Annotated in this window: 27 protein-coding genes and 1 riboswitch; of the genes, 3 read left to right on the forward strand and 24 right to left on the reverse strand. The window is 42.0% G+C overall.

The window, feature by feature from the left end:
- Positions 1-11: 11 nt before the first annotated feature.
- The 23 genes from IRB43_RS17995 to IRB43_RS07195 form a co-directional block, all read right to left on the reverse strand.
- Entirely contained in the window at positions 12-137 is a 126-nt protein-coding gene (locus IRB43_RS17995) for a hypothetical protein (protein ID WP_275296755.1), read from the reverse strand.
- Positions 138-177: 40 nt separating this feature from the next.
- Positions 178-1,656, reverse strand: coding sequence for an aldehyde dehydrogenase family protein (locus IRB43_RS07090; RefSeq protein ID WP_203362816.1), 1,479 nt, complete (start codon positions 1,654-1,656; stop codon positions 178-180).
- A gap of 267 nt (positions 1,657-1,923) precedes the next feature.
- Complete coding sequence (locus tag IRB43_RS07095; RefSeq protein ID WP_238941862.1) at positions 1,924-3,285, reverse strand: putrescine aminotransferase; 1,362 nt, start codon at positions 3,283-3,285, stop codon at positions 1,924-1,926.
- 633 nt (positions 3,286-3,918) lie between these two features.
- The gene (locus IRB43_RS07100) at positions 3,919-4,101 is read right to left on the reverse strand and encodes a hypothetical protein (protein WP_203362738.1); all 183 of its coding nucleotides are present in this window, start codon (positions 4,099-4,101) and stop codon (positions 3,919-3,921) included.
- Between the two features lie 56 nt (positions 4,102-4,157).
- Positions 4,158-5,609 carry a Na+/H+ antiporter NhaC gene (gene nhaC, locus IRB43_RS07105; protein ID WP_238941863.1) on the reverse strand — a complete coding sequence of 484 codons (1,452 nt, stop codon included), beginning with the start codon at positions 5,607-5,609 and terminating at the stop codon, positions 4,158-4,160.
- 289 nt (positions 5,610-5,898) lie between these two features.
- Positions 5,899-6,738, reverse strand: a complete 840-nt coding sequence (locus tag IRB43_RS07110) for an energy-coupling factor ABC transporter ATP-binding protein (RefSeq protein WP_203362739.1) — start codon at positions 6,736-6,738, stop codon at positions 5,899-5,901.
- Positions 6,739-6,755: 17 nt separating this feature from the next.
- Positions 6,756-7,529, reverse strand: a complete 774-nt coding sequence (gene cbiQ / locus IRB43_RS07115) for a cobalt ECF transporter T component CbiQ (protein ID WP_203362740.1) — start codon at positions 7,527-7,529, stop codon at positions 6,756-6,758.
- Positions 7,529-7,819: an energy-coupling factor ABC transporter substrate-binding protein gene (locus tag IRB43_RS07120; protein WP_203362741.1), complete on the reverse strand. Its 291-nt coding sequence runs from the start codon at positions 7,817-7,819 to the stop codon at positions 7,529-7,531. The genes cbiQ and IRB43_RS07120 overlap by 1 nt, the downstream gene beginning before the upstream one ends.
- 2 nt (positions 7,820-7,821) lie before the next feature.
- On the reverse strand, positions 7,822-8,544 hold the full coding sequence (locus IRB43_RS07125; RefSeq protein WP_203362818.1) for an energy-coupling factor ABC transporter permease: 723 nt from the start codon (positions 8,542-8,544) through the stop codon (positions 7,822-7,824).
- 47 nt (positions 8,545-8,591) lie between these two features.
- The gene (gene cobA, locus IRB43_RS07130) at positions 8,592-9,374 is read right to left on the reverse strand and encodes a uroporphyrinogen-III C-methyltransferase (RefSeq protein ID WP_203362742.1); all 783 of its coding nucleotides are present in this window, start codon (positions 9,372-9,374) and stop codon (positions 8,592-8,594) included.
- Between the two features lie 2 nt (positions 9,375-9,376).
- Positions 9,377-10,006: a precorrin-2 dehydrogenase/sirohydrochlorin ferrochelatase family protein gene (locus IRB43_RS07135; RefSeq protein ID WP_203362743.1), complete on the reverse strand. Its 630-nt coding sequence runs from the start codon at positions 10,004-10,006 to the stop codon at positions 9,377-9,379.
- Entirely contained in the window at positions 9,984-11,387 is a 1,404-nt protein-coding gene (locus tag IRB43_RS07140; protein ID WP_203362744.1) for a cobyrinic acid a,c-diamide synthase CobB, read from the reverse strand. Before IRB43_RS07140 ends, IRB43_RS07135 begins: the two co-directional genes overlap by 23 nt.
- Positions 11,388-11,399: 12 nt before the next feature.
- Complete coding sequence (locus IRB43_RS07145; protein ID WP_203362745.1) at positions 11,400-12,527, reverse strand: cobalt-precorrin 5A hydrolase; 1,128 nt, start codon at positions 12,525-12,527, stop codon at positions 11,400-11,402.
- Positions 12,524-13,297 carry a precorrin-4 C(11)-methyltransferase gene (cobM, locus tag IRB43_RS07150; RefSeq protein ID WP_203362746.1) on the reverse strand — a complete coding sequence of 258 codons (774 nt, stop codon included), beginning with the start codon at positions 13,295-13,297 and terminating at the stop codon, positions 12,524-12,526. Before cobM ends, IRB43_RS07145 begins: the two co-directional genes overlap by 4 nt.
- Positions 13,294-13,995, reverse strand: coding sequence for a precorrin-2 C(20)-methyltransferase (gene cobI / locus IRB43_RS07155; RefSeq protein WP_203362747.1), 702 nt, complete (start codon positions 13,993-13,995; stop codon positions 13,294-13,296). Before cobI ends, cobM begins: the two co-directional genes overlap by 4 nt.
- Entirely contained in the window at positions 13,992-15,203 is a 1,212-nt protein-coding gene (cbiE, locus tag IRB43_RS07160) for a precorrin-6y C5,15-methyltransferase (decarboxylating) subunit CbiE (RefSeq protein ID WP_203362748.1), read from the reverse strand. Before cbiE ends, cobI begins: the two co-directional genes overlap by 4 nt.
- Positions 15,196-16,299, reverse strand: a complete 1,104-nt coding sequence (locus tag IRB43_RS07165; RefSeq protein ID WP_203362819.1) for a cobalt-precorrin-5B (C(1))-methyltransferase — start codon at positions 16,297-16,299, stop codon at positions 15,196-15,198. The genes cbiE and IRB43_RS07165 overlap by 8 nt, the downstream gene beginning before the upstream one ends.
- A gap of 2 nt (positions 16,300-16,301) precedes the next feature.
- Positions 16,302-16,949: a precorrin-8X methylmutase gene (locus IRB43_RS07170; RefSeq protein WP_203362749.1), complete on the reverse strand. Its 648-nt coding sequence runs from the start codon at positions 16,947-16,949 to the stop codon at positions 16,302-16,304.
- A 14-nt stretch (positions 16,950-16,963) separates the two neighbouring features.
- A complete protein-coding gene (gene cobK, locus IRB43_RS07175; protein WP_203362750.1) occupies positions 16,964-17,731 on the reverse strand; it encodes a precorrin-6A reductase in 768 nt (255 codons plus the stop codon).
- Positions 17,728-18,630: a sirohydrochlorin chelatase gene (locus IRB43_RS07180; RefSeq protein WP_203362751.1), complete on the reverse strand. Its 903-nt coding sequence runs from the start codon at positions 18,628-18,630 to the stop codon at positions 17,728-17,730. Before IRB43_RS07180 ends, cobK begins: the two co-directional genes overlap by 4 nt.
- Before the next feature lie 15 nt (positions 18,631-18,645).
- Positions 18,646-20,232, reverse strand: a complete 1,587-nt coding sequence (cobJ, locus tag IRB43_RS07185; protein ID WP_203362752.1) for a precorrin-3B C(17)-methyltransferase — start codon at positions 20,230-20,232, stop codon at positions 18,646-18,648.
- Positions 20,233-20,246: 14 nt separating this feature from the next.
- A complete protein-coding gene (locus IRB43_RS07190) occupies positions 20,247-20,633 on the reverse strand; it encodes a (2Fe-2S) ferredoxin domain-containing protein (RefSeq protein WP_203362753.1) in 387 nt (128 codons plus the stop codon).
- Between the two features lie 193 nt (positions 20,634-20,826).
- Positions 20,827-21,019: riboswitch (cobalamin riboswitch) on the reverse strand.
- 71 nt (positions 21,020-21,090) lie between these two features.
- Positions 21,091-21,939: a GHMP family kinase ATP-binding protein gene (locus IRB43_RS07195; RefSeq protein ID WP_203362754.1), complete on the reverse strand. Its 849-nt coding sequence runs from the start codon at positions 21,937-21,939 to the stop codon at positions 21,091-21,093.
- A gap of 322 nt (positions 21,940-22,261) precedes the next feature.
- Between IRB43_RS07195 and IRB43_RS07200 the strand changes: the two genes are divergently transcribed.
- Positions 22,262-22,831, forward strand: coding sequence for a biotin transporter BioY (locus IRB43_RS07200; RefSeq protein WP_203362755.1), 570 nt, complete (start codon positions 22,262-22,264; stop codon positions 22,829-22,831).
- Positions 22,832-22,863: 32 nt separating this feature from the next.
- On the opposite strand, the gene IRB43_RS07205 is transcribed toward IRB43_RS07200, so the two are convergent.
- Positions 22,864-23,634, reverse strand: a complete 771-nt coding sequence (locus IRB43_RS07205; protein ID WP_203362756.1) for an NRDE family protein — start codon at positions 23,632-23,634, stop codon at positions 22,864-22,866.
- A 100-nt stretch (positions 23,635-23,734) separates the two neighbouring features.
- Here IRB43_RS07205 and IRB43_RS07210 point away from each other — a divergent pair, with 100 nt between their 5' ends.
- Positions 23,735-24,877, forward strand: coding sequence for an iron-containing alcohol dehydrogenase (locus tag IRB43_RS07210; protein WP_238941864.1), 1,143 nt, complete (start codon positions 23,735-23,737; stop codon positions 24,875-24,877).
- Between the two features lie 9 nt (positions 24,878-24,886).
- Positions 24,887-26,518, forward strand: a complete 1,632-nt coding sequence (locus IRB43_RS07215; protein ID WP_238941865.1) for a GAF domain-containing sensor histidine kinase — start codon at positions 24,887-24,889, stop codon at positions 26,516-26,518.
- The last annotated feature ends 7 nt before the right edge of the window (positions 26,519-26,525 follow it).

The raw sequence follows: 26,525 nt of genomic DNA on the forward strand, positions 1-26,525 counted from the left end.
TCATGAAAGGTTCAGTCGTAATCCATAAGCAATGTTAGAAATTCACCAGGCTTAACTGAAATATTAATATCTTCCGCAGCAACAAAATCTTTAAATCGTTTGGCAACTCTTTTCAGTTCAACCATCGGTGTACTCAACTGATCTCCCCTTTTACAAACATAGTAAAGTAGCTATCTTCTATTTATCAGCAAACCAGCCTGTTGGTTCTACTTGTAAGTTATTAATAATTTGTTTCACTTCGGTATATTCTTCTAAACCATACGTCCCTAGTTCTCGTCCAATTCCGCTCTGTTTATAGCCACCCCATGGTCCTTCCACCAAATTCTGCTCATACGTATTAATCCAAGTTACACCTGCACGAATCGATTTGGCCATTCGCTCTGCTTTAGAAACATCCGAAGTAAAAATTCCTGCCGCTAATCCATATGGAGAATCATTAGCTACTTGGAGTGCTTCTGCTTCAGTTTCAAAGGGCATCACACATAAAACAGGACCAAAAATTTCCTCTTGAGCAATCGTCATGTGCGAATCCACATCAATAAAGATCGTCGGTTCAATAAAGCTACCTGTTTCACGTCCTTGATCAAGCAATTGCTTTCCTCCGCAGGCCAATGTAGCTCCTTCTTGTTGACCAATCTCGATATAATTAAGAATTTTTTTCATATGTGCTTGACTAATGACCGGTCCCATTTGTGAAGCTGAATCATCTCCAGGACCAACTTTAATGTTTCTTGTCGCTTGTACGAGGTCTTTAACAAATTGGTCATAGATAGATTTTTCGACTAATAAACGAGAACCAGCTGAACATACTTGACCTGAGTTATTAAAAATAGCAAAGGTCGCATAATCTAAAGCGCTTTCATAATCTGCATCAGCAAAAATTATATTAGGAGATTTACCGCCCAATTCTAGGGATACTTTTTTCAAGTTGCCGACCGCCTGTTTCATGATATGTTTTCCTATTACAGTACCACCTGTAAAGGCGATTTTGTCAACGAGTGGGCTTGTGACGAGTGGTTCTCCTGCATTCTGTCCGGTTCCATTGATTAAATTGACAACCCCTTTTGGAAATCCAATTTCATCAATTAATTCAAATAGACGAATAGCAGTAAGTGGTGTTAGTTCAGAAGGTTTTAAAATACATACGTTCCCAGCAGCTAGAGCCGGAGCTAACTTCCAAGCTGCCATTAAAAGAGGATAATTCCAAGGTATAATTTGACCGCAAACACCGATAGGTTCTCGAACTACTCTTGCAATAAGTGGAGCTGTCGTTTCAAACGTTTCTCCTGTCGGCTTTGTTGTTAATCCAGCATAATAGCGAAAAGTTTTCGCTGCTTCTTCCATATCGCTTAGAGATTCTCTCAAGGTTTTTCCGTTGTTCAGCATTTCTAGATAGGCTAATTCCTCTTGATGTTCATCAATTTTTGCTGCTAAATTCATTAGTAAAGTAGCTCGCTCATGGGCCGATACATGACGCCATTTTCCTAAATCAAATGCTGTTCGAGCAGCACGAATCGCTCGTTCGGTATCTTCCGCTTCAGCTGATGCTACTTCTGCAAGTAGTTCTCCTGTAGCTGGATTGACAACGGATAGTGTATGTTGATGAATAGGCTCGACCCATTCTCCATTAATGTATAGCTTTCTTAGATTCGTCATATCTTTCCAACGCCCAAATAATGTCTGCTTTTTCGTTTGGCTCATTTCTTACCTCTCCTTTATCTCACTTCGTTTATGATAAAATGAAACATCAATCAGTGGGGATTTTCTCCATCCTCCACTGATTGTTAGTTGAATGAACTTGAGCTTTTACGGGCTGTTGGTCTCCCACCTACCCGTTTACACTTTTTAGGTGAGTGTCTTACAGCCTGTTAATTTGGAATAAAAAGGGGCAAAACGCCCCCTTATTTTTGAATCTTGTAATCCTTAATTAGTAACCACTTGTTTTTTCGCTAAGTTTGCTACATGCTTGTTAATCGCTTCAATGACGGTGTCAATTTGTTGATACGTAATTACCGCAGGTGGCTCAATCCGAATAACTGTGGCATTATTTAAAGTTCCACCGACGAGAATTTGATCAGCAAACAATCGCTTAGCTAATTCAAATCCGATTTCATTCGTCGCAAACTCCATTCCGATCAATAACCCTTTACCACGTACATCAACCATTACTTCAGGATATTTTGATTGAATGTCAGATAATTTCTCGATAATATATTCACCTTTCTCACGAGCTTGTTCGACGATATTCTCTTCCAGAATGGTCTTAATTCCAGCGATGGCTCCCGCACAGCAAAGTGGGTTACCGCCAAACGTAGATGAACCAAGTAGGAATGGATTCTCCTCCATCTTCTTCCACAAATGAGGTCTAGCAACCATTGCTGTAATCGGCATAACTCCACCGCCGAATGCCTTTCCAAGTGTCATAATATCTGGTACGACATTCCAATGATCAATTCCAAACAAAGTACCTGTACGTCCCATTCCCGTTTGTATTTCATCGACAATTAATACACATCCATATTTATCACAAATCTCTCTTAATCGAGGGAAATAGTCATCGGCAGGAATGTTAATACCGCCTTCCCCTTGAATTGGTTCAACAATAATACCTGCTACTTTCTCTCCTGTCGCCTCTAAATGCTTAATAGCGTTTTCCATCGCATCAGCGTCTCCGAATGGTACATGCTGAAACCCTGGAATCAATGGTAAGTACGGCTCTCTAAAGACGGCTTTTCCAGATGAAGAAAGTGCCCCGAAAGTTTTACCATGGAATCCATTCACTGTCGAAATAAAATGAGTTTTTCCCGTAGCCAATCGTGCTAACTTAAGCGCCATTTCATTCGCTTCTGCCCCTGAATTGGTTAAATAAGTATATTGCAAGTCACCCGGGGTAATCGCAGCAACGAGCTTAGATAAATAACCGCGCAACGGATCGACTAATTCCTGACTGTGAAGTGCATAACGTTTTAATTGAGCCTCTACCGCTTTCACTACTTTTGGATGACGATGGCCTAATAAATAAACACCGTATCCACCTAAACAATCGATAAATTCCCGATTCTTCGTATCGCGGAAGATCGCTTCTTCATCCTCCCATTCAACAAAAGAAAAGTCTGTCGATGCCGATTTCCGATGATTCAAAATCGCTTTATTTACAAAATGAGTAAAGTTATAGATCGAGTCTTCAATTACTTGATCCTTCTGTTCCTCACTAAGTGAATCACTCTCAATCAACGCCAAAATTTCCGTCGCAATTTGCAAAGCTTCTTCATTCGTCTTTCTCATTCTCCTCATCCTCTCATTCTTTGTTCATTTAAATGATTACACCTAGCTATTTGCAAATGCTGTGCCAACTTAGGATCGGAAAATGATTTACTCCTTCGTTTACAACCTAAAACCGACCATATCAACAGTTGGACACCATTATAAGTAATTAACTTATTTTAAATTTCATATATCCCCTGACATTCTGATGGACTAAATTTCTTAATTGTGAGAAACAAAACTTCTTATTTATTAAATATTCTGAATTTCAATCTAGTTAATAGCACCTATTCCATTCTTTCTCATAATTGAAAAATGTTTCTCAACAACGAGAAAACTTGGTTTTTAAAACATGGCATCTAGTAATTTATAATAATATTTCATGATGCTAACTACTTTAGCATGTTGCTCATAAAAAGGAATGGGCGTTAACTTCGCTTTAGCTAAAGGGTTTTTCCCCTCATTTATTCGGCATACATTAGCATCAATTAATTTACCAATGTAAGGGATTTTAGCTGTAGTGAAACCTACTTTTCCACTTCATTGAAACTCAATGTTCGCCTGCTTTAAATCAGGGAAGACACGGGTCATTCCTTTATGCAAATTCGAAAAAATCTACTCCAGCCCCAATAGCGACTCCTTCCATTTCTTCAATTAAGTCATAATCATATCGATATGGTTTTTCGCCAACTCTCTTGCTTCATTCCAACGAATTTGACTAAAATCATAAAACAATGATTCATAGGTTTCTAAACTATTTAGTACTTCTTTTTTGCCTACAGATCCATGCTGTTTGCCAATTTCTTTGAAAGATCCATTTAAACGAATCTTCTTCATCGTCCATCCTCTGTTTTTTAAATATTCAGAATTTTTTTCATGCACTTCCTTAAACATTAAGAGGTAATTTCATCGACTTTGTGTAAAGACTCACTATTTTCAGTTCCAGAATCGACCTGAATGCGGTCAATTTTGATATTAAAATAACCATAAATAATCGCTATAATCGGGCTAATCCACGCTAAAAATGCATAAGGAGCATACTCTAATGCACTTACTCCCAGTACACCAAGCATAAAGACACCGCAAGTCGTCCAAGGTATTAACGGTGAACTCATCGTCCCTGCATCTTCCAATGTCCGTGCCAATACTTTTGGATGAAGACCTCGCCTTTGATACTCAGCTAAATACATACGCCCTGGTAAAATAATTGACATATATTGTTCACAGCCAACAGCATTTGCTGAGAAACATGTAAAAACCGTTGTCGCAATTAAACTACCTGTTCTTTTTACTCCTTTAACTAATGCTTGAACAATCGTTTCAAGAATTTGTGCTTTTTCCAACACTCCACCAAAGCTCATAGCAATTAGTACTAAAGCAATCATGCTCATCATGTTCTCTACTCCACCTTGATTCAACAACTCATCAGTAATGACGTTGCCTGTTTCAGCCGAAAAACCAGTATGCATCGCTGCTACTACATCTGCTAAACTAGACCCCTGCACAAATAAAGCACATAAAGCGCCGACAATTGAACCAATTGTTAACCCTGGAATCGCAGGAATTTTAAGCACTAAAATGACAATAATCAGTAAAGGTGGGATAAGCAAAAATGGGGAAATCAAAAATTGATCAGATAGCACACCTTGAATCAACTCCACATCATTGACACGAGAACCTTCACCAAAATATTTAATGCCTAACACTCCATAAAGAATGAGGGCAATAATTAATGCTGGACCAGTCGTAAAAGTCATATTGCGAATATGTTCAAACAGACCGATACCTACAACCGCGGGAGCTAAATTAGTTGTTTCTGATAAAGGAGACATTTTATCACCAAAATACACACCTGATACAATTGCTCCTGCTACCATTGGTAACGGAACCCCCAAACCTTGCCCTATACCCATTAAAGCAATGCCTACAGTTCCAGCCGCTGACCAAGCATTTCCAGCTGCCATACTAACAATACAGCAAATGATACAGGCTGCTAACAAGTAATAAGTCGGAGAAATCATTTCTAATCCATAATAGATCATTGCCGGGACGATACCACCTGCAAGCCATGTTCCCATCAATGTACCAATGATCATTAAGATTAATATCGCTTGAAGAGATAATAAAATCGTCTTAAAAATACTTTGTTCGAGTTCTGACCAACTATGACCTAATCGAACAGCAATAACAGCTGCCACAATCGTACTTAAAAAGAGGGGAATATGTGGATCGGCTTCAAATTTAATCACTGAAATGGATAGGGAAACAATCATAAATAAAACCGGTACTAACGCTAGCCAGATTGAAGGTTTTCTTATTTCTTTTTCTTTCTTTACCATAGTCATTCACTCCTCCCATTCTTTTGATCTCTTTCCAGTCTTAAAAAGGCTTACATTCACTATGCAAATTACATACCACCTTAAAAGCTGATTAAAGTAAATGGAAGAATTGAAACTTTTTCTCAATAATAAGAATAAAATTAGTTGTAAAGCTCTTTTATTACAACTTTCTATGTAATATTAGTAGTTTTTTAAGGACTTCTCAAAAATAATAATAATTTCTTACTTTTAAGAACAACATGGGACATCTGTCAAAAAGAGGTGGAGAAAAACGACTCGTTTTTCTCCACCTCTTTTATTTTAGGGACTTATTGGACAGTCTCTGGATGATTTTGAGCAATTCTTCTTTTGTTGTTGGAATCGGTATTCGCTGATCAGGATGTGCGGCTTGCCATGCTGAAAACACTTCTATGATCCACGGTTGCTCTAAATGACATGCTTCGAGCAATTCTTTTTGCATAAACAGATCAGCAGGCGAACCGAATGCTTGCAAGCTCCCATTATACAAAATAACGATTTCATCTGCCCATTCATAAGCTAAATTGATATCATGTGTGGATAAAACAATCGTTTGTCCTTCCTGTTGAAGATCAGACACAAATGCCATCATTTTTTTGGCGTACAGAGGATCCAGACCAGCCGTTGGTTCATCTAAAATAAGAAGTTTCGGGTTCATCACAGCGACTCCTGCAATGGCGACTCGCTTTTTCTGCCCTACACTTAAAAAATGAGGCGGTTTATGTTTCAGCTCGAGTAATCCCGTCGCATCAAGAATCGCTAATGCTACTTGTTCAGCTTCTTGTTTGGAATAACCTAATTGCAGCGGACCGTACATCACATCTTCAAGTACAGTAGGAGAAAAAAGCTGAGCATCCGGATGTTGAAACACAATGCCTACTTGTCTGCGCAATTCCTTGAGCGCCTTCCGTTTATAGCTGAGCGGCTGGCCTTGAAAACGGATCTCTCCTTCTGTCGGCTGAAGTAATCCGTTGAAATGAAGAAAAAGCGATGATTTCCCCGCTCCATTATTGCCTAAAATCGCAATTTTCTTCCCCGATTGAATCGTTAATGTGAGTTGATCTAACGCCTTCGTTCCATCAGGATATACATAACTGACATTATTTATTTCTAACATTGTCTTCACCTTCTTTTCTAAAACACATACATCACCGCACAGGAGATGAAAAAGCTGATTAAAATGACGAGCCACAAATCTCGCCTAATTGGATAGAAAATCATTTGTCCTACTTCTTCTTCATTCCCTCCTCGTGCATCGACCGCCATTTGGACATGCTTCGCTTCTCTCATTGTTTGGATGAATAAATTAGCAACAAGCGCTGATATTGAGGAAAAAGTCGAACGAAGACTGCTGTAGCCTGCCCGAGACTGTTGTGCTTTATAGGTTTCTTCCGCTTTTTCAATGAAAACAAAGATAAAGCGATACGTCACCGCTGTCAGTTCAATAAAAACTTCCGGCAATCGCAACAAGCGCAACAGCGTAGCGATACCATGAAAAGGCGTCGTTAAAATAAAGAAGTACATGCAGCTGACTGCTCCATAGGCAGAGGAACATAATAAAACAGCCTGATGAATCGATGCATACGAAACATAAATAAACCAGCCAGAGACACTGGCCGTTCGCACAATAGCTTCAACTTCTGTCCCTTCACGTGCAAAGGAAAGAAGTAAAGGAAACAAACTAAATAATAAAAACAACAATGGCAAGAAAAGTAGCTTCCCATACGTCCGAAGTGGAATTTTTGCATAACATACGGCGACGATTCCCATAAGTAAAAAGACATAGATCGATAAAACAATGTCTTTTGTTACAAGCACGAGCAATAAATGTGAAAAAGCAAAAGCGGCTTTTTCACCTGGATGCAAGTGAGAAAGCCGGCTGTGATTGGCATAATAATCGATGAACATCAGCTTTTATTACTATATTTCTCTTCTAACTTTTTTCTCGCACGCGCAGCTCCAATAAAATAGCCAATAAACATCGCCCCGCCTGCTGCTTGTAAAGCAAATAATAAACTTTCCACTTCTCCGCTAGGCGGCTCCCAAATGACATCAAACCATGGTTTATAATCTGGACTAATTTCAGTAATTGCTGCCTCAGCTTCTCCGTCTGCCCCAAGAAATTCAGCATCTTTATTCATCACAAGCGGCACAACAGCAAGCAACACGACAATCGCAAATAATAGTAGGTTCTTCATCTTTACGCCTCCTTCACTGCGACACTTAACTGATTTAATTCGTTTTTGTTATACTTCACAAGCCAATTCATCACGATCACTGTTAAAATTCCTTCCGCAACCGCTAATGAAATCTGTGTGACAGAGAAAATCCCGGCAAATTTCATAAATGAAGCGAACACGCCGCCTGTTTCCGCTGGAAAAGCAAGCGCTAATTGCAAGGAAGTCACCGTATAGGTCGCCAAATCACCTAAAAAAGCAGCAAAAAAGACAGCGAGCGCAAAAGAAAGATTCATTTTTCGTCCAAACTTGTATACAGCATAAGTCATTAATGGACCGACAACAGCCATCGAAAATGCATTCGCTCCTAACGTCGTTAAACCGCCGTGAGCTAAAAGCAGCGCTTGAAACAACAGTACGATCGTTCCTAAAACAGTCATGGCTAGCGGACCAAACAAAACGGTTCCAAGACCCACACCTGTTGGATGGGAGCTACTGCCTGTAACCGATGGGATTTTAAGAGCCGATAATACGAAGGCAAACGCTCCCGCTAAACCTAGCATCATTTTCGTTTCTGGGTGCTGTTTAATTGTTTTTTGAATGGATCGAATACCAGCCGCAATAAATGGAATGGTTAATGCCCACCAAAGAATCGCCCATTTAACCGGCAAAAACCCTTCCATAATATGCATCGCGGCGGCTGGTTGAAAGGAATTGATCCAGAAAAAACAAGTCAGTGCCAACATCACTATTGTCGTTCTTTTCAAAAATAACATTGTTTCACCCTTTTCATTTATTCTGTTTTCATTAATGTAGAGATATGTGGGTCCTGATCAAACCATCTAATCTTTTCTCGTTGACTAACGACTTCTCCTACAAGCACAATAGCTGGATTAGAAATTTTATAATCGTGTGCCTTTTGCTCAATTGAGGCAAGGTCACCTGTGATTGTACGCTGATTATTTGTCGTTCCCCACTCAATGATAGCAACAGGAGTGGAAGTAGCCTTACCATGCGCGACCAATTCCCTGCAAATATGACCGAGATTGCCAACTCCCATATAAAAAGCAATCGTATCAATTCCTTGCGCTAGCGCTTGCCAGTTAACAAAATCCTGGCCTTTTTCCGCGCGGCCATGAGCGGTAACAATAGCGAAAGTAGCTGCATGATTGCGATGAGTTACTGGAATACCTGCATAAGCAGGGGCCGCAATCCCAGCTGTAATACCTGGAATAATTTCAAACGGGATCTGAGCCTCGGCTAACTGTTCTGCTTCTTCACCTACACGACCAAATACACAAGGGTCGCCGCCTTTTAAGCGAGTAACAATTAAGCCTTGCTCTGCTTTTTCAACTAGCAGCTGGTTGATTTGCTCTTGAATGAGCGCATGTTTGCCGGGAAGCTTTCCACAAAAAATCAATTCTGCTCCTTCTTTCGCATACTGGAGCAGCTCTTTATTGACTAGCCGATCATACGCAATGACGTCTGCTTGCTGAATACATTCTAGTCCTTTCACCGTAATCAGCTTTGGATCGCCTGGTCCGGCTCCGACTAAATACACTTTGCCTTTTTTCACGTTCATCTCCTCGAATCTATTAAGATGTTCAACAGCCTCACTCGTTCTTGATCGTCTGCCTCTTTTAGTTGTTCGTACAGATCAGACTGAATCAATTCTGTTAATAATTGTTTTCTATGTACAGGGTCGCTCACTTGATGTTTAATTTGCTCTCGGCATTCTGCTAAAAAGTCTATAAAGCTAATAAACTGCTCATCATATTGAGTGGACAATTCTTGAATGATTTTCTTGCTGAGACCTGGGCTGCCACCGCTTGTACTGACGGCAATGGCTAGCTTTCCTTTTTTTAAAGTAGCCGGAACAAAGAAGCTGCTACCTGCGGGATCATCAACGATATTGACAAGCTGCTGACCCGAAGCACATTGCTGGATATATGCATTTACTTTTCGGTCATTTGTCGCAGCAAAAACAAGAACGGCTCCCTGCAAATCCTCGGGCTCAAATATCTTCTGTTTCCAGTCAATCGGATGATGATCGATGAATTCCGCCATTTCCGAACTGATTTCCGGACTGACGACTTGCACCGTTGCCTTTGCTTCAACTAACGAAATAACTTTACGAGCAGCAACCTTTCCTCCGCCGATCACAACGACTCTCTTCCCTTCTAGCTTAAGCATCGCTGGATACAGCATGTTCAGAGGTCCTCTCTGCTTGATATTGTTGAGCTGCTTCTACAAAACGGCGAGCAAGAGCTGTGTCTGATGCAAAATGAAAATGAGCATAGCCAGCGATCACATACGGCAATACAAATCCTTGTTCTTTCGTTCCAAAGCGCCCCTTTGTTTCGTAAGCGGCTTTCATTGGTTCTTTCGCCATAAATTTAGAATAATGGAATTCATGTCCGCGCGCTGTCGCTCCCTCCGCTAGCAAAAAGTTCGGAGCTAAGCCCGTCAGCTCACGGTAGCCAAGAGCAGCGAGCTTCTTTTGCATCGTGGCAACACCAGGAATGACCCCAACCATCGGATAAACCTCGCCACTTGTATCTTCAATCGCTTCCGTCAAGTACATAAAGCCACCGCATTCTGCTAATGTCGGTAAACCAGCCGCAATGGCTTGACGAATCGACTGTTTCGCCTTTTCGTTACTTGCTAAGAGAGCCGCAAACTCTTCCGGAAAGCCGCCTCCTAAGTAAAGCGCAGAAGCTCCAGTTGGAACAGGCTCATCCTGTAATGGCGAGAAAAATTGAATGTCAGCTCCATTGGCCTGTAGCAGCTCCAAATTTTCTTCATAGTAAAAATTAAACGCGGCATCTTTAGCTACAGCGATCTTAACAGTTGATTCTTTCACTTTAGTAAACATCGAACGTTCAGCTGGCTCGATCACCGGTGCTTCGGCGAGCTTCCAAATAGCCTCTATATCGACCGTATCAGAAACAAGCTGTCCAAGTTTCTCGAAAAAGCCGGCTAGCTCTCCTCTCTCAACGGAAGGGATCAATCCTAAATGACGTTCTGGAATAGAAATATCATTCTCTTTTTTTAAATAGCCAACAACAGGGATCCCACACTCTTGTTCAATCGCAGATTTGACAATGTTAAAATGACTTTCACTGCCGACTCGGTTCGCAATCACCCCGACGATTCTTCCGCTTGCAGCCATCGCTTGAAAGCCTTTCACAATCGCAGCGGCGCTTCTAGCCATACTGGCACAATTGACGACAAGTAAAACCGGACAATTGAGCACTTCACTTATATCAGCGGAACTGCCATCGTTTTTCAATGGATCCTTACCGTCGAAATAGCCCATAACCCCTTCAATAATAGAAAGCTCCGCACCCTTTGCTCCTCTAGCATAAATCTCCTTCACCGTCTCTCGCCCAGTCATCCAGCTATCTAAGTTTCTCGATGGCCGGCCAGTTACGGCCGTATGATAAGTCGGGTCGATATAGTCAGGGCCGCATTTGAACCCTTGCACACTTACTCCTCTTGCTTTAAAAGCGGCCATTAGCCCAATCGTTACGGTTGTTTTTCCGGCGCCACTTCCGGTTCCAGCGATCATTATTCTTCTCTGGCTCATCTGCTCCCCTCCTTAGTGATAGGAAATCAATCCAACTGAAATAGTGACATTGCCTGATTTCTTCTTGACAAGTAGTAGCTCATCATTTCCACTTGCCAGCATCGCTGCTGGTTCACTGACACCGTAAGCACCAGTGAATTTATACACGGTATCAGAGGGCTGCACTAATGTTTTCGTATTGAGCTCAGCTGGTGGATAATAAATAAAGTCCCATTGATTCTTTCGGACAACTTCAAGCAACCCTATTTCATCTTTCTTCAAATCAATCGTTGCCACTGTTTTGACGCTTTTTTTGCTAATCTTTAACTCTTGTAATGTCTCTTCAATCACTTGTTCAATTTCTTCCACTGCCGTTCCTCGGTTACAGCCAATACCGAGAACGATTACTTTTGGACGATATAACACACCGTTCGTTAAAATATCTTCCTCTTGTGGTTCAAGTAAGCGATGCGTCACAACGAGTGCCGCATCTGGCTGGTATGCCAATGCTTCGTCGATGGAGGAACATAGATGAATATTCGCTGGCATCGCTGTATCATGCATCCACCAATTTCGCTCGCCTGATTCTTGGACGACTACTACTTTTTCTTCATTCACTACCGATGCGCTGACTGGTGTCAATTTCTCATCCGATTCCCATTCCCAGCCAAAACGGCGGCCAAATAAATCAACGGGAATCGTTTTTTGCACATCAGAAGCAGTCGTCACAACCGGATAGGCATTCAGTAATGCAGCGATTTCTTTTGTTAACTCATTCGCTCCACCGAGATGCCCTGACAATACACTAATCACATGTTCGCCACGATCGTCCACAACAACGACGCCTGGGTCGGTCTTTTTATCTTTTAAAATCGGAGCGATCATGCGAACAACAGCCCCTAAAGAAATAATGATAATCAGGCCCTGATAATTGGCAAATAAACTCGGAAGCAAGATGCGAACGGAGCCTTCAAACAAAGTGATGCCATGTTCCTCTTCATCACCTTGTGCATGTTTCTTCATATAGTATAGATCGCTATCAGGAAATAATTTGGATATTTTTCTCGCCAACTGCGTGCCATGCTTCGTAATCGCTACGACGGCATACTTTCCTTTTACGTTGATCTTTGGTATCACATGTTCTTCTAATTGCAGACTCATTGTTTCACTCCTCGGCGGAATCCATGGGTAAACTCTTTATCATACAATTTTGAGCGAAAGTCTTTTTCGTGAATGTTTGGATCTAACGCCCAGCCGGCTAAAATCATTGCTTGCTTGCGAATGCCGTTTACGCGCATATCTTCATCCAATTTCTCAATCGTCGTGCGAACAATTTTTTCATCAGGCCATGTCGCTTTATAGACGACTGCGACAGGCGTTTCCGGTGCCCAGCCAGCACTGACTAATTCTTTCATCACCTTTTTCGTTAGTGTGGCACTTAGGAAGAAAGCGATCGTACAATGATGCTCTGCCAACTTCGCTAATTGCTCCCGTTCTGGCACCGGTGTTCTTCCTTCCGCTCTCGTTAAAATCACTGTTTGTGTTAGATCAGGAATTGTTAATTCCGCTTGTGCGCTAGCCGCTGCAGCAAAAACGGAACTTACACCTGGCACGATCTCAATCTCAACACCCGCTTCTTTTAATAAGGTCATTTGCTCCATAATCGCCCCGTATACTGCAGGGTCCCCCGTATGAAGACGAACGACTTTTTTGCCTTCTGCTAGGCGTTGCTTCATCACCTCAACCATTTCTTCTAAGTGCATGCCTGCTGTTTTTAATATTTCCGCTCCTGGCTTGGCAATGTTAAAATGTTCTTCACTCACTAATGAATCCGCATATAAAATGACGTCTGCTTCCTTCAGTAAATTCTGTCCTCTCACCGTGATTAAATCTGGTGCACCTGGACCTGCTCCGACAATATATAATTTCATTTTCTCACCACCATTAACGTTAAATATTCCGGTTCTGCTCCTTCAAGCTCAGCCATTGACCAAACAATTTCTTCTTCCGATGTAACCTTTGTGACGACTGATGCTTTATCTGTCAAATTCAATTCTTTTAAAATCTGAAGCATTAAATCAATCACTTTTGCCACTTTAATAAAAATCACACAATCATGCTGCTCGATCGCTTGCTTCATCGCTTCATAATTGTCATTTGCTGGCACAATTGCAACAACATCATCTCCATCAGCTAATGGTAAAGACAGTCTAGCTGCCGCTCCATTAATCGAAGAAATACCAGGAATAATCTTCATCGGGACATCGCCATAACGCTCTTTCATCACGTTCATCATATGTATAAATGTGCTGTACAGTAGCGGATCACCTTCTGTAATGAAAGCGACATCTTTTCCCTCTTGAAGCTTCTCCCATACTAAATCAGCTGTATTGGACCATTCCCGCTCTAAAATTTCCGGATCCTTCGTCATCGGAAAAACGAGACCAAGCATATCTTTTTCTGCCGGATTGACATACGCATCAATGATTTTTCTGGCATAGCTTTTGCTGCCTTTTCTTTTTTTCGGATAAGCAATAACTGGACACTCTTGTAGAGCGCGAAATGCTTTTACTGTAATTAGTTCCGGGTCCCCTGGGCCAGCCCCCACACCGTATAAAATACCTGTCATGCTGATTCTCCTTTCGCTCGCTTCGCTGTAATGATATAAACAGGGTTCAACCCTTCCATTCTTGTTAGATGCAAAATCGGTTTGCTTCTTGCGATTTGGGCTAATGTGAGCTCCGTTTCAAATCCGCGTTTCTTCAATGCTTGCACGGCTTCGTATAAATTTTCAATCGTGACAACATTCATGACAATCGTTCCATTCTCTTTTAAACGGGAACAGCATTCGTCAAAAATGCCTTCGATATTACCTGCCGTACCGCCGATAAATACCGCATCTGGGGCTGGAAAATCGGCTAAACCATCCGGTGCTTTTCCTTGAATAGCGGTCACATCCGTGCGAAACTTAAGAAAATTCTGAATGGCATTTTCTAAATCAGCTTCATTCTTTTCAATCGCATACACCGCTCCATCCGTCGCTATTTTCGCCGCTTCAATGGCGATCGAGCCTGTGCATGTGCCGATATCCCAAACGACACTATCTTTATGAAGATTCATTTGTCCAATAGTGAGCACGCGAATTTCCTTTTTCGTCAATAGCCCTTTATCTGGCTTGCGTTGAACAAACTCCTCGTCCGGAATGCCTAGTGACCATGTGTTTATGTCTGTCTCACTTTTTAAAATGACCACGTTTAAAACAGAGAATGCTGCTTGCTCCATCTCATCCAACGACATCCAACGACATCGCTCATTTTCACCGCCAAGATTTTCAGCGATAAAGGCCTTATATTCCGTCATACCATATGTTTTTAAATAAGCCGCAATCACAGCCGGTGTATTTGTCACATCCGTTAATAAAGCGATCAGCTTTTTGCCATCCATTCGTTGCGCAAGTCCTTTGATTGGGCGTCCGTGCAAACTAATAATCGTCGCATGTTGCCACGCCTCGCCCATCCTAGCAAACGCAAGCTGTACCGAACTCGGTTGCGGGTAAATCTCTGCCTCGATGGACTTAGATAAATAGCTGCCAATGCCGTAAAATAGAGGATCTCCTGATGCGAGCACAACCGCTTTTTCAGGCTGCTTACTCAATCTCTCTTTTAATTCTCGTAAATTCCCTTTAATTGTGAATGTCTCACCTTGATAATCTGGGAAAAAAGCGAGTTGACGCTCTCCCCCAGCCAGAAAATGAGATTCTTGGATCCATTGTTGATAAACCGGCAACAGGCCACTACGGCCTTCATCGCCAATTCCAATAATTTTCACTTTATCCATGACGCTCCGCCTTTCCTAAACATTCACCTTTTAACGTATATAAGGTCATATCAACGGTGAGCCCACCGTTGACTTCCTCAATGGCGTGCTTGCAGCAACTATCACACAAACGATCAAAAAATTCATGATAACCCGCTGCGAGCATTAAATCCGCGGCATGAGAAGCGGTATTGGCCGATCTCACTTCTTCCACCAATGCTTCAGCAGCTCCTGCCTGTCGTGCAGTGTCTGCCAAAAAATCGAAATCTACCGGGGCACTTTTCGAATGAACCATCATCACCCCTTGAGCGACTTTCGAAAATTTCCCCATCATACCAACCATCGATACTTTTTTTATGCCGAGGCGTTTGCAATGCTTTAATGTAAAGCCGACAAAGTCACCCATCTCGATAAAAGCTTCCTCTTTTAAATGAGGAAGTTGCTTCATCGCATATTTTTCACTGCGTCCGCCTGTCGTAATAGCGACATGGTCACACCCTCCAGCAATCGCTACATGAATCGCTTGAATGATACTCGCTTTATAAGCGGCCGTTGAAAATGGCATCACAATTCCTCGTGTTCCTAAGATTGAAATCCCACCTAGAATGCCAAGGCGAGCATTTAACGTCTTCTTCGCCATTTCTTCGCCACCTGGAACGGAAATAATGATCTTCACGCCTTCTGTCCGCTGAAAATCAGTTAAAATGTTCTCTGCTTCCGATAAAATCATCTTTCGAGGAACAGGATTAATAGCCGCTTGACCAACCTCTACCGCCAATCCAGGCTTCGTCGCTCGACCGACTCCTTCGCCACCATCAAGCTCAATGCCGGGCTCGTCTTTTAACGAAACTTCCGCATAAATCACCGCTCCATGGGTAACATCCGGGTCATCTCCGGCATCTTTTTTGATCGCCGCAATCGCTCGTCGCTCATGAATTTCACAGTGCTCAACGGTAAAAGTTGCAAACACTTTTGCTGGAAGATAAATCGTGGCTTCTTCCTGCTTTTCCCCTGTTAATAAAGAGACCAAGGCCGCCTGAACAGCGGCCGTCGCACATGCACCGGTTGTATACCCTTTTCTTAGCGGTTGTTCTTTTTGGGTGTCTTGTGCTTTCATCATTATTCTTGTTCAGCAAGCAGAGAAAGGGCGTTCAATGCAGCAACGGTAACCGTACTTCCGCCTTTTCTGCCGATATTCGTAATGTACGGAATGTCTAACTTCGCTAATTCTTCTTTTGATTCTGCAGCGGAAACGAATCCAACTGGAAGACCGATCACTAAGCTAGGTTTCGCAATTCCTTCTTTTACAAGACGAATGAGTTCCAATAAAGCAGTCGGAGCATTCCCGATGCAGTAAATACCGCCATCAGCTTCAGCTACTGCTTTACGCATTGAAACAATCGCTCTTGTCGTATTCAGTTTTTTCGCTTCCGCCATTACATCGGGATCAGAAATATATACATGAATGCTGCCGCCGTGCTTTTCAATGCGTCCTTTACTAATGCCGACTTGCACCATCTGCACATCACAAATCACCCGCTCACCATTTCTGATTGCTTGAAGACCCACTTCAATCGCTTTCGGATGGAAAAGCATGCTTCTTCCGAGTTCAAAATCAGCTGATGCGTGAATGACACGCTGAACCACTTTGTACTCTTCATGGGAAAGATCATGTTCCCCAAACTCTTCCGTAATGATATCAAAACTCAATCCTTCAATTTCCATCGGTTGCACCGTTTCTGGCTTAAATTCCGTTTTAAAATCCATTCTCATCCGCTCCTTTAAATTTGAAATGCATGTAAGTAATCCACTACTTCTTCAAAACTTGAGCATCGGTTTTGATACTCCATCTCCGGCCGCTCAATTACAATGGTTTCAATGCCCAATTCTTTCGCCGCTTCTAGCTTTTGATCTACAGATCCGCGGGCTCCGCTCGCTTTTGTGACCATGCAAGTCACTTCATATTGCTGATACAACGCTTTATCAAAAGCAGTTGTAAACGGCCCTTGAATCGCGACAATATTTTTTTGCGGCAAGCCGAGCTGCTCGCATTTTTCCATATTATCTTTACGCGGAAGCATTCGAGCCACTACACGAATATCCGGATTCGACAATAACTTTTCTGTAAAAATCGCTAACGTTTTACTACCCGTTGTCAGCATGATCGTGCCTTTTCTCTTCGCTGCTTCTTCCGCTGCTTGTTCATACGTGGATACATATGTAACGAGTGAAGAATCTTCAAAATTTTGTTCTTTCCGTTCAAAACGAATGTAAGGAATATTCGCTGCATTCGCGGCTGCCATCGCATTTTTTGAAGCTTCTTCCGCAAATGGATGGCTCGCATCAACAATCCCCTTCATGTCCTTCTCTTTAATAAAAGCTTGCATTGTTTCGGCATCCATGCGACCAGCCACTGCCTTGATCCCCGATTGCTGTAGCTCTTTCAATGCATTTTCTGTCACCACGGTTGCGATCAGATCTCTCCCTTGTTCTTGAAGAGTGATCGCCAGTTCTCTTGCATCACTCGTTCCCGCAATGAATAAAATCATTTCGCTGTTGCCACTCCCTCTTTATCATGATGGTCGTGGTCATGATCGTGATGGTGATGATCGTGATCATGGTCATGATGATGGTGATGATCAATATGCTCCATCGCTTCAAAACGATATTGGCAAGTGTCACAGTTCATATACACATCTCCGCTTAGTGCTTCATCAATCCGGTCTTGCACAACTAACTCGAGCTTTGGATGAAAGCCAAAATATTCAGCCAATGCGAATTCCACTCCCGGATAAGCCGCTTGAAATTGAGTCATCATCCCTTCCAAACGCTTAATTAAAATGCCTGTAAAGAGAAAATACGGCAACACAACGACTTTTTTCGCTCCGAGGCGAATCGTTTTTTCCACTGCTTCTTCTAAACTCGGAGACGTCACCCCGATAAAAGCAGGCTCTAAAATCGAGTAAGAAGCCTTTTCCCATAATAGTCTCGCAATCTTGTACAAATCGCTGTTCGCATCTGCATCACTGCCTCCACGCCCAAGTAAAATGACAGCTGTCCCTTCTCGCGGTTCAGCGACATTTTCACCGATTTCTTCAAGGCGGCTTTTGCAAATTCCAATCGCTTCATGATGAATACCAATTGGCTTTCCATACGTGAATTCAACAGCGGGATATTTTTCTTTCGCTTCATCAATGGCCGCTGGAATATGAATTTTGGAATGTCCTGCCGGAAGCAGCATTAACGGAATTAAGGCAACAGATGTCGCTCCTCTGGCTACGCAAGCATCAATGCCTTTGGCAATATCCGGACGTTCAAATTCTAAAAAGCAAGTCTCGATGATTAGTTGATTATCTAACTTAGGCGTTAACTGATTAACAAAAATTCTAATTTGCTCGTTACCTTCTGGGTCGCGGCTTCCATGACCCACAAATAATACCGCTTTCATATTCGATCGTCTCCTTTAATCCCCGCACGGTGCAGGTTCAATCATAATTTTCGGCTCCATATTGCGATATTCAAATCCTTGAATATGTTTCACCCGTTTGAAAAACTTGAACAAGCGCTCGTTCGGATGCCCTTTTTCTTTGTATTCCGCAACAATTCTTTCGATGAGCGGAACAATTTGATTCGGTTCAATTCCTTCCGCAACTGGCTGACCAGCATGAGCCGTTCTTCCGACTGGCTTCGCACCAAGGAATAAATCAAATTTCCCTTTTCGGAACACAATTCCGATATCATCATTCACTGCTTGATAACAAGCCATCCCGCAACCGTTGATCCCAATGTTCAGCTCTTTCGGTAACTCCATGCCGCCCAGTTTTTCTTGCAATTCCTCCGCATATGGAATCGCATCCTTCTTCTCGCCATCACAAAAATCACACGCTTTGATCGCTAACACATCGCCGACAGGAGAAACGATAAAGCCGGCTTCTTGCAATTGGAGAGTTAATTGTTGCGGATCTTCTGTCGCTACACGTAAAATGATTTGGTGGTGAGGCGTGTATTCAACAGAGCCTTCGTCTCCAGCGACAGCTGATAGGACGAGCAGTTGTTGAGCAGTAAATTTTTTATTCGCTACACCTGGACTAACAGCCACTTCAAAAATTGATTTGATGGCTGCTGGAAATGCGACTTCTTTGACTGGAATTTCTTTGTTCTTATCTAATAACTGTAATGCCTTCATTCCAAGTTCAAATAAAGGCGGCGCTTCTTCTTGCCCTTGGTGAAGCGCCCATGGTTCATTTTCGCGTTTTAATCGTTCATGCGGTCTCAGTGGCTGTTTCTCAGAGGTTAATGTGTACTTTCGCTGATATCCTCTTGGGGTAATCATTTTATTATCGTAAATAAATGTCGTCGAGTTCCCGATCATGACTGTCGTCAGCATACCGATATCATGCTCAAGCATGTCTGCTAACGTTGTTAACACGACTTGTTGCCGATCGCGATACGCACTTTTCACAAGACCAACTGGGGTATCAGGAGAGCGGTATTTTAATAAAATGCGTTGCGCTTCTACAATTTGCCTTGTTCGCTTTCCGCTTTTCGGGTTATATAGCGCAATCACAAAATCAGCTTGTCCTGCCGCATCAATGCGCTTTTCAATCAATTCCCACGGAGTCAAGTGATCACTCAAGCTAATGGTACAAGCATCATGCATAACCGGTGCACCTAGTAAAGAGGCACAAGAGTTAATCGCGGAAATACCAGGAATAATTTCTACTTCTACTCCATCCGCTTCTTTCCAACCTTTTTCCACGAGCACTTCATATACAAGACCCGCCATCCCGTATACGCCCGCATCTCCACTTGAAATCACGGCTACTTTTTTTCCTTGCTCGGCATATTTCACCGCTGCCTGCGCCCTACTGACTTCTTCCGACATCCCGGTGCTGATCACCTCTTTACCTTCAATAAAATCAGCAATCAGTTCTACATACGTCTTATAACCAATAATGTAGTCGCTCTCTTGCAACGCCTCTTTCGCTCGATCAGTAATATGCTTTTCACTGCCCGGACCGAAACCGACTAACAGTAATTTCCCTCTCATAATAGACACCCTCCTCACTGAGCCGCTTTTTTCACTTCGCGGTCTTTCTCAATTCCTTTCACACGATCATTTAAAAGATCCATACCATTTCCATTATATGTATAAGTTAACGCTTCTTTCACAGGCTCACCGTTTTGCAAGTGCTGACCGACGATTTTTTTCGCTAAATCCTCATCAACTTCGTGGTACCAAGCTCCTTCTGGATACACGACGACGACACAGGCATCTTTGCAGCGGCCATTGCATCTCGTTCTTGACGTATGGACGCGCACATCGAGCTCTCTATTTTTAATTTCTTCGCGAATCGCCTGCGTGACTTCTTCGCCGCCTTTTCGCATACAGCTCGATCCATTGCAAATCAATACATGATGATTCATTTCCCTCAGATTCCAAGTCGTCATATGATCGTTCCCTTTCTTACATTGTTTTAAATTATCCCTAAAACTGACCATAGAAAATAAATGTGAAACTAATTTTAATTACAAAAAAATCCTTAACTTCCAAAAGAAGTTAAGGATTTTGCGTAGTGATTCGTAAACTGCCAGCAGACAGCTCGTTCGCTCTATACAATCATCCTATTCTTCCCTCCGAAGAATGATGCAATAGATAAAAGCAGGTCTCCTGGCTTACGGATCACTTTACTCTTGTCCCTTCCCAGCACCATTTGGTACCAGTGGTTTTGACAATTTCATCACCGCTTACAGTAACGGGGGCTGCATCGGACTTTCACCGATTTCCCTATTATCCCTTTTCTTGAACAAAGGGCACTCTTACCTCATTATTTAATTAAATTATGACATTTATTTGAACACTAACTTAAGATTAACAGTAACCACTTCATTTTGACAACAATTTTTTTTATTTTTCAAAAACTAGAAGCGGCTTCCATCCCGTTTCGATCCGAACTCTTTCAATCACTTCCTGCTGTTTTTTTATAAGAAGCGAATCATTTGCATCAAGAAGCAAGCCGATGACAGTCCCACTATGTCCGATGATCACTCCGCCGTTGACTACTTCAGCTAATTGTAAAAAAAGATGGAGGTTCGATTTGCGTAAAAATCGTTCATTCACTTTCGCACTCTTTGTAGCTGCTTGCAACACTCGTTCGGCATTACGTTCTTGAAGCCCTGATGCCATTTGGTGAAAAATATGATCGAGCGTTCGTTTCTCCGCTTCGTTATAGCTTTTTTTATTGCCATGAAAAAGGCGTGTATTCACTGTTCCTCCGCTGTCAAAGCCGATGCAAACAAACTTCGGCGCATCGGGAAACGCTTGCAACAGCTCGCCTGTTTGCTGATTGACAGCGGTAATTCCTTCATACATTACGCCATCCGTTGGCTCAATGCTTGCCGCAATCATGGCTTCTTGCTCCGGTGACAACATTGTATGAAAGCTAGTCGCAACAGCACGGATTGCCGCAGTAATATCTGCAGAACTGCTCGCCATTCCCTTGCCAACTGGAATAGACGAAGTAATGGATAAATATCCACTGGGCGGACATCCTAACCATTGCAATGTACGTTCAGCAGCTATAAACGCCAATTTTCTTCCTTTTGTTTCTCCCATTAATGAACCTACTTGTGCTGGTGTAAATTTCGCTTCACTATATAAAGGACATGGAAATGTAAATAAAAACGGCTTCCCCTTAATTTCTCCTTGTGCTAACTCCCCAAATGTTCCAAAACAACTCCCTACCCCTACCTGCATTGATAAACCTCTTTTCTACGCTGTGGTTTGACTGATAAAGTACTACATTTACTGATATTTTTGCGAGGATTGCTAATAAATCACATTATCTGCTTGTATTTATGACATTTTATTATAATCTTATTCTTTTTTTCTTCCAAACGGTTGTGGTTTTGTCTCTTAATGGCGAACTTTTTAGATTTTATTTTTGAATTTTACACATATTGTTATTAATATAGTCAACCAAAATAATATTTGGTTGACAACTTATGTTACCATTCATTAAAATAACGTTAACATTTGTTATCATCTAATTGTTTTGTTATTATAGGAGGTTGGAAAAATGAGTAAACAGCATGAAAGGTTAAGAATGATGCTGACGACGGCTTTGTTTGCAGCAATCATTGGTATTATGGCTCAAGTAACGATTCCACTGCCATTAGTTCCGATCACAGGGCAAACCTTGGCCGTTGGTTTAGCGGCTACCATTTTAGGCTCAAGGTACGGCGCGTTATCAGCGATTGTTTATATGTTAATTGGGGCAGTAGGTGTTCCGGTATTTTCCGGTATGAGTGCTGGAATGGGCGTCATTTTCGGTCCAACGGGTGGCTACATTATTAGCTTCATTTTTTCAGCTTTTATTATCGGTTTATATATTGAAAAAACAGCGGCGACGGTCACACAAGCATTTATTGCTAATGTGATTGGAATGTTGATTAACTTAGCTTTTGGAACCGCTTGGCTAAAAGTAATGGCGAGCCTTTCTTGGGCAGAAGCATTTGCTGGCGGATTTGCTCCATTTATTATCGGAGGTATTATCAAAGCGATCTTAGCTGCTTGGATCGGCATTCTTGCTCGGAAACGATTGCAATCAGCTCGTCTTTTGCCATCATCAGCTAACATATCCGCTTAATATAAAATGAGGCTCATCCAAAAGGATCGGCCTCATTTTGTTTCGATAGAAAAATGAAATTGTTCTTCCGCTACATATTGTCCATCTGTATACGATCTTTCTATAAACTGCACGCGGTCATTTCGATCAATGGTAAGCACGGTAGAAGATCGGGTGCCATACTGTTCACTGTTAATAAACATCGAAGAAAGCAGACGTTCCCACTGTAAAGAAACACCTGTTTGCGGAAGCTCCTCATCCGTCGCTTGCTCTTCCGATTGCAACAATATGAAGAGACAATCAGGATCGACAATAACTTGATTATGTAAACAATTCTCTAATCCTACCTTTCCCTTCTCTGTTTTTGGCCAAGATGTATGTAAAAAGGCGTTACTTAAACTGTGAGTCCCTGGAGTAATCTTAACTATCTCATCTTGATGATTATTATAGTACCATAATGAATCGGCTGTTCCGACAATCACATTAAAGCTCGGATAGTCGTTTTTATTCCGACTTAACTCACGCAAAAAAGCTTGTGGCTCTTGCTCTCCTGTTAAAAAAGAACGAACAATCTCTCCGCGGGAGCACTTTCCGTCCGTTTTCTCTAACGGATCACGGAAATTCGTTAACGCGGCAAATCGTCCCGATGTTGTCATGCCCAGCCATGTGCCCATTTTTTCTAAATCACGACCAGCTAATACTTTCGGTTCGTCCTCCCAAAAGTGAGCTCGCTTTGTCGGACGAGCTAAAAATTCATCACGATTGGCAGCGACAATTAATTTGTAGTTTGGATGCTGCTGAAATTGAAAATTAATTAAACACATGTCATCATCCCCTAAAATAGGTCTAATTTTGTCAAAATCCTAAAGGAAATTTCAGTGATTATGGCGAATAAACAACGATTAAAAGGTAGGTGCTACTAAGATGAACAAATTTGTGATGCCTGAAGTCATTTTTGGAAACGGGGCCATCCACCAAGCAGGAGAATGCTGTTTTCGCTTAGGCGCGAGAAAAGTGTTAATTGTTGCTGATGAAGGAGTTATTCAAGCTGGATGGCTAGAAATTGTGATCAAAAGCTGTGTGGATGCCGGTTTAAGCTATGCTTGCTACCACGATATTACCATTAATCCGAAAGACTTTGAAGCTGAAAAAGGAGCCAGTGTTTATATAGCGCAAGAATGTGATGCAATTATTGGTGTTGGAGGTGGAAGCGTCATTGATGTAGCTAAAGCCGTGGCCATTTTAGCCTCTAACGGTGGCAATATCTCCGATTATGAAGGAGTCGATCGGATCGACCTTCCTCTTCCTCCGTTAGTCATGGTCTCCACGACAGCAGGATCTGGCTCTGAAGTGTCTCAGTTTTCCGTCATTGTTGATTCAAAACAGCAAAAAAAGATGACGATCGTTTCTAAGTCACTGATACCAGATATCGCTTTAATTGATCCAGAAACATTGGCAACTAAAAGCGAAAAACTGACCGCTTCTACCGGACTCGATGTATTGACTCATGCCATTGAATCATTTGTTAGTTTAGCAGCTACTCCGCTGACAGATGTACAAGCAAAAAACGCAATGATGCTCGTCGCTCAATATTTACGTCCTTCTGTCGCTTCCAAATACAACAAAGAAGCAAAAGAAAAGATGGCAATGGCGAGTTTGCAGGCAGGACTTGCTTTTTCCAATGCAGTTTTAGGGGCGGTCCACGCGATGTCCCATGCGATCGGCGGGAAATATCCGATGCTCCATGGCGACGTTAATTCAGTTTTACTGCCTTATGTGATGGAGTTTAATTTCTTAGCTTCTCCGAACAAATTTATGGAGATCGCCCAACTATTAGGAGAGGACATTCGAGGATTATCTCCTCAAGAAGCAGGAAGAAAAGCAATTGCCCATGTGAAGCAACTCTCTTTAGATATCGGTGCTCCTCAGCGTCTATCAGAGATGGGCTTTGAAGAAGCAGCGATTGAACAAGTCGCTAAAGTCGCTTTACAGGATGCGTGTATGATTACAAATCCTCGCGACATTAACGTCCAACAGGTAGAGGAACTATTACGAAAAGGATTCTAGGTGAGTGATATGAGCAAAAAGCAAATGATTGACTTATTAACAGGTGTTCAATCCTCTAAAAAAAACTATTATACCGAACTAAAAAAGACCGTTTACGAACTACAAAAGAAAAACATGCAGCTTGAAATCATTAATGATGTTACTAAAAGCTTTAATATTAATATGTCGATGGATCAAATGCTCAAGCATATTATGGACAAATTGCAGACGATCTTTCCGATCCAACGGGTCAGCCTCTCTCTTTATAATGGTCAAGAACTAGTACTATCTAATGTGTACCCAGCTGATTCGGTCGTATTGCTACCAAATACTGTTTTTCCAAAACATCACTCGCTTTATTGGAATGCCTTCCAAAGTGGTCAGCCTAGCTATTACGAAATAAGCAACATCGACGGGACTTATTTTGAAGAAAGATTGTCTTCGCTACAAATCATGAGCATATGGGTATTCCCTTTAATTAGTAAAGAAAAGACGATCGGCGTATTAACGTTAGGGGCAAAAGAAAAAGGCTGGAATCATTCTTCTGATCAAGTCTTTTTCGAGCAATTGTCCGATCAAATTGCTGTTTGTATTGAAAATGCGAGACTTTACAAAGAAGTACTTGTCAGTCACCAGCATTGGGAGGAAACATTCCGAGCTGTGTCGGACATCATTTTTATCGTTGATGTGCATGGTCACATTTTACAATGTAATGAAGCGGCCAAAAATTTCTTTCAACAAGCTTCATTTGATGGTCAACCGATTGAAGAGCTCTTATTCCCATCGATAGAGATGAATTTTTTTCAAGAAAGCATGAACACCGGAACACCAGTTGATGGAGAATTATCTCTCCAGCAAAAAGTGCTGACTTGTTCTTGCTACCCGGTATTCAATGATGCTGGTGACTTATATGCAGGCATCATTTATTTAAAGGATTTCACTGAAAAACGGCGGTTTGAAGCCCAGCTTCTTCACTCCGGAAAATTGGCGGCTCTCGGCGAAATGGCCGCTGGAGTCGCGCATGAATTAAACAATCCGTTGACCGCTATTTTAGGTAACGCTCAACTGCTATTGCGAAAATACCAAGAAAATGATTCTACTTATAAATTGTTAGCTGATGTTCACCAGTGTGGGATTCGCTGTCGAAACATTATTCGTAGCTTGCTGACCTTCTCAAGACAAGAGGAATTTCTGTTTGAGCAATGCTCCGTCAATGAAGCAGTAGAACAAGCGTTAAGTCTGGTCGGCAATCAAATCCGCAAAGAAAATATTAGCATCAAAACAGCGCTACAGCCCGATTTGCCTTCGATTGAAGGAAGTTTGCAGCAGATCGGACAAATCATTTTAAATCTTTTGATTAACGCAAAAGACGCCTTAGTGAGGCGCACAGGTGAAAAAAGAATTGATATTGAAACGAAGCAAGTAGAACAAGAGGGAACAAGATGGGTATCCTTAACGGTCGCAGATAACGGCTGCGGCATCGAACCGTCACAAATGACCGAGATTTTTAATCCTTTTTTTACTACGAAATCAGCAGTTCACGGGACTGGTCTCGGCTTATCTGTCAGCCTTGGCATTGCGGAAGCCCACAGCGGAACATTAACCGTTACTAGCGAACTTGGCAAGGGTAGCTGTTTTCAACTGTTGCTTCCGCTCACATAATTTCCCT

Origin of the sequence: Bacillus sp. REN10, assembly GCF_016820555.1 — a bacterium.
Classification (GTDB): domain Bacteria; phylum Bacillota; class Bacilli; order Bacillales; family Domibacillaceae; genus Bacillus_CE.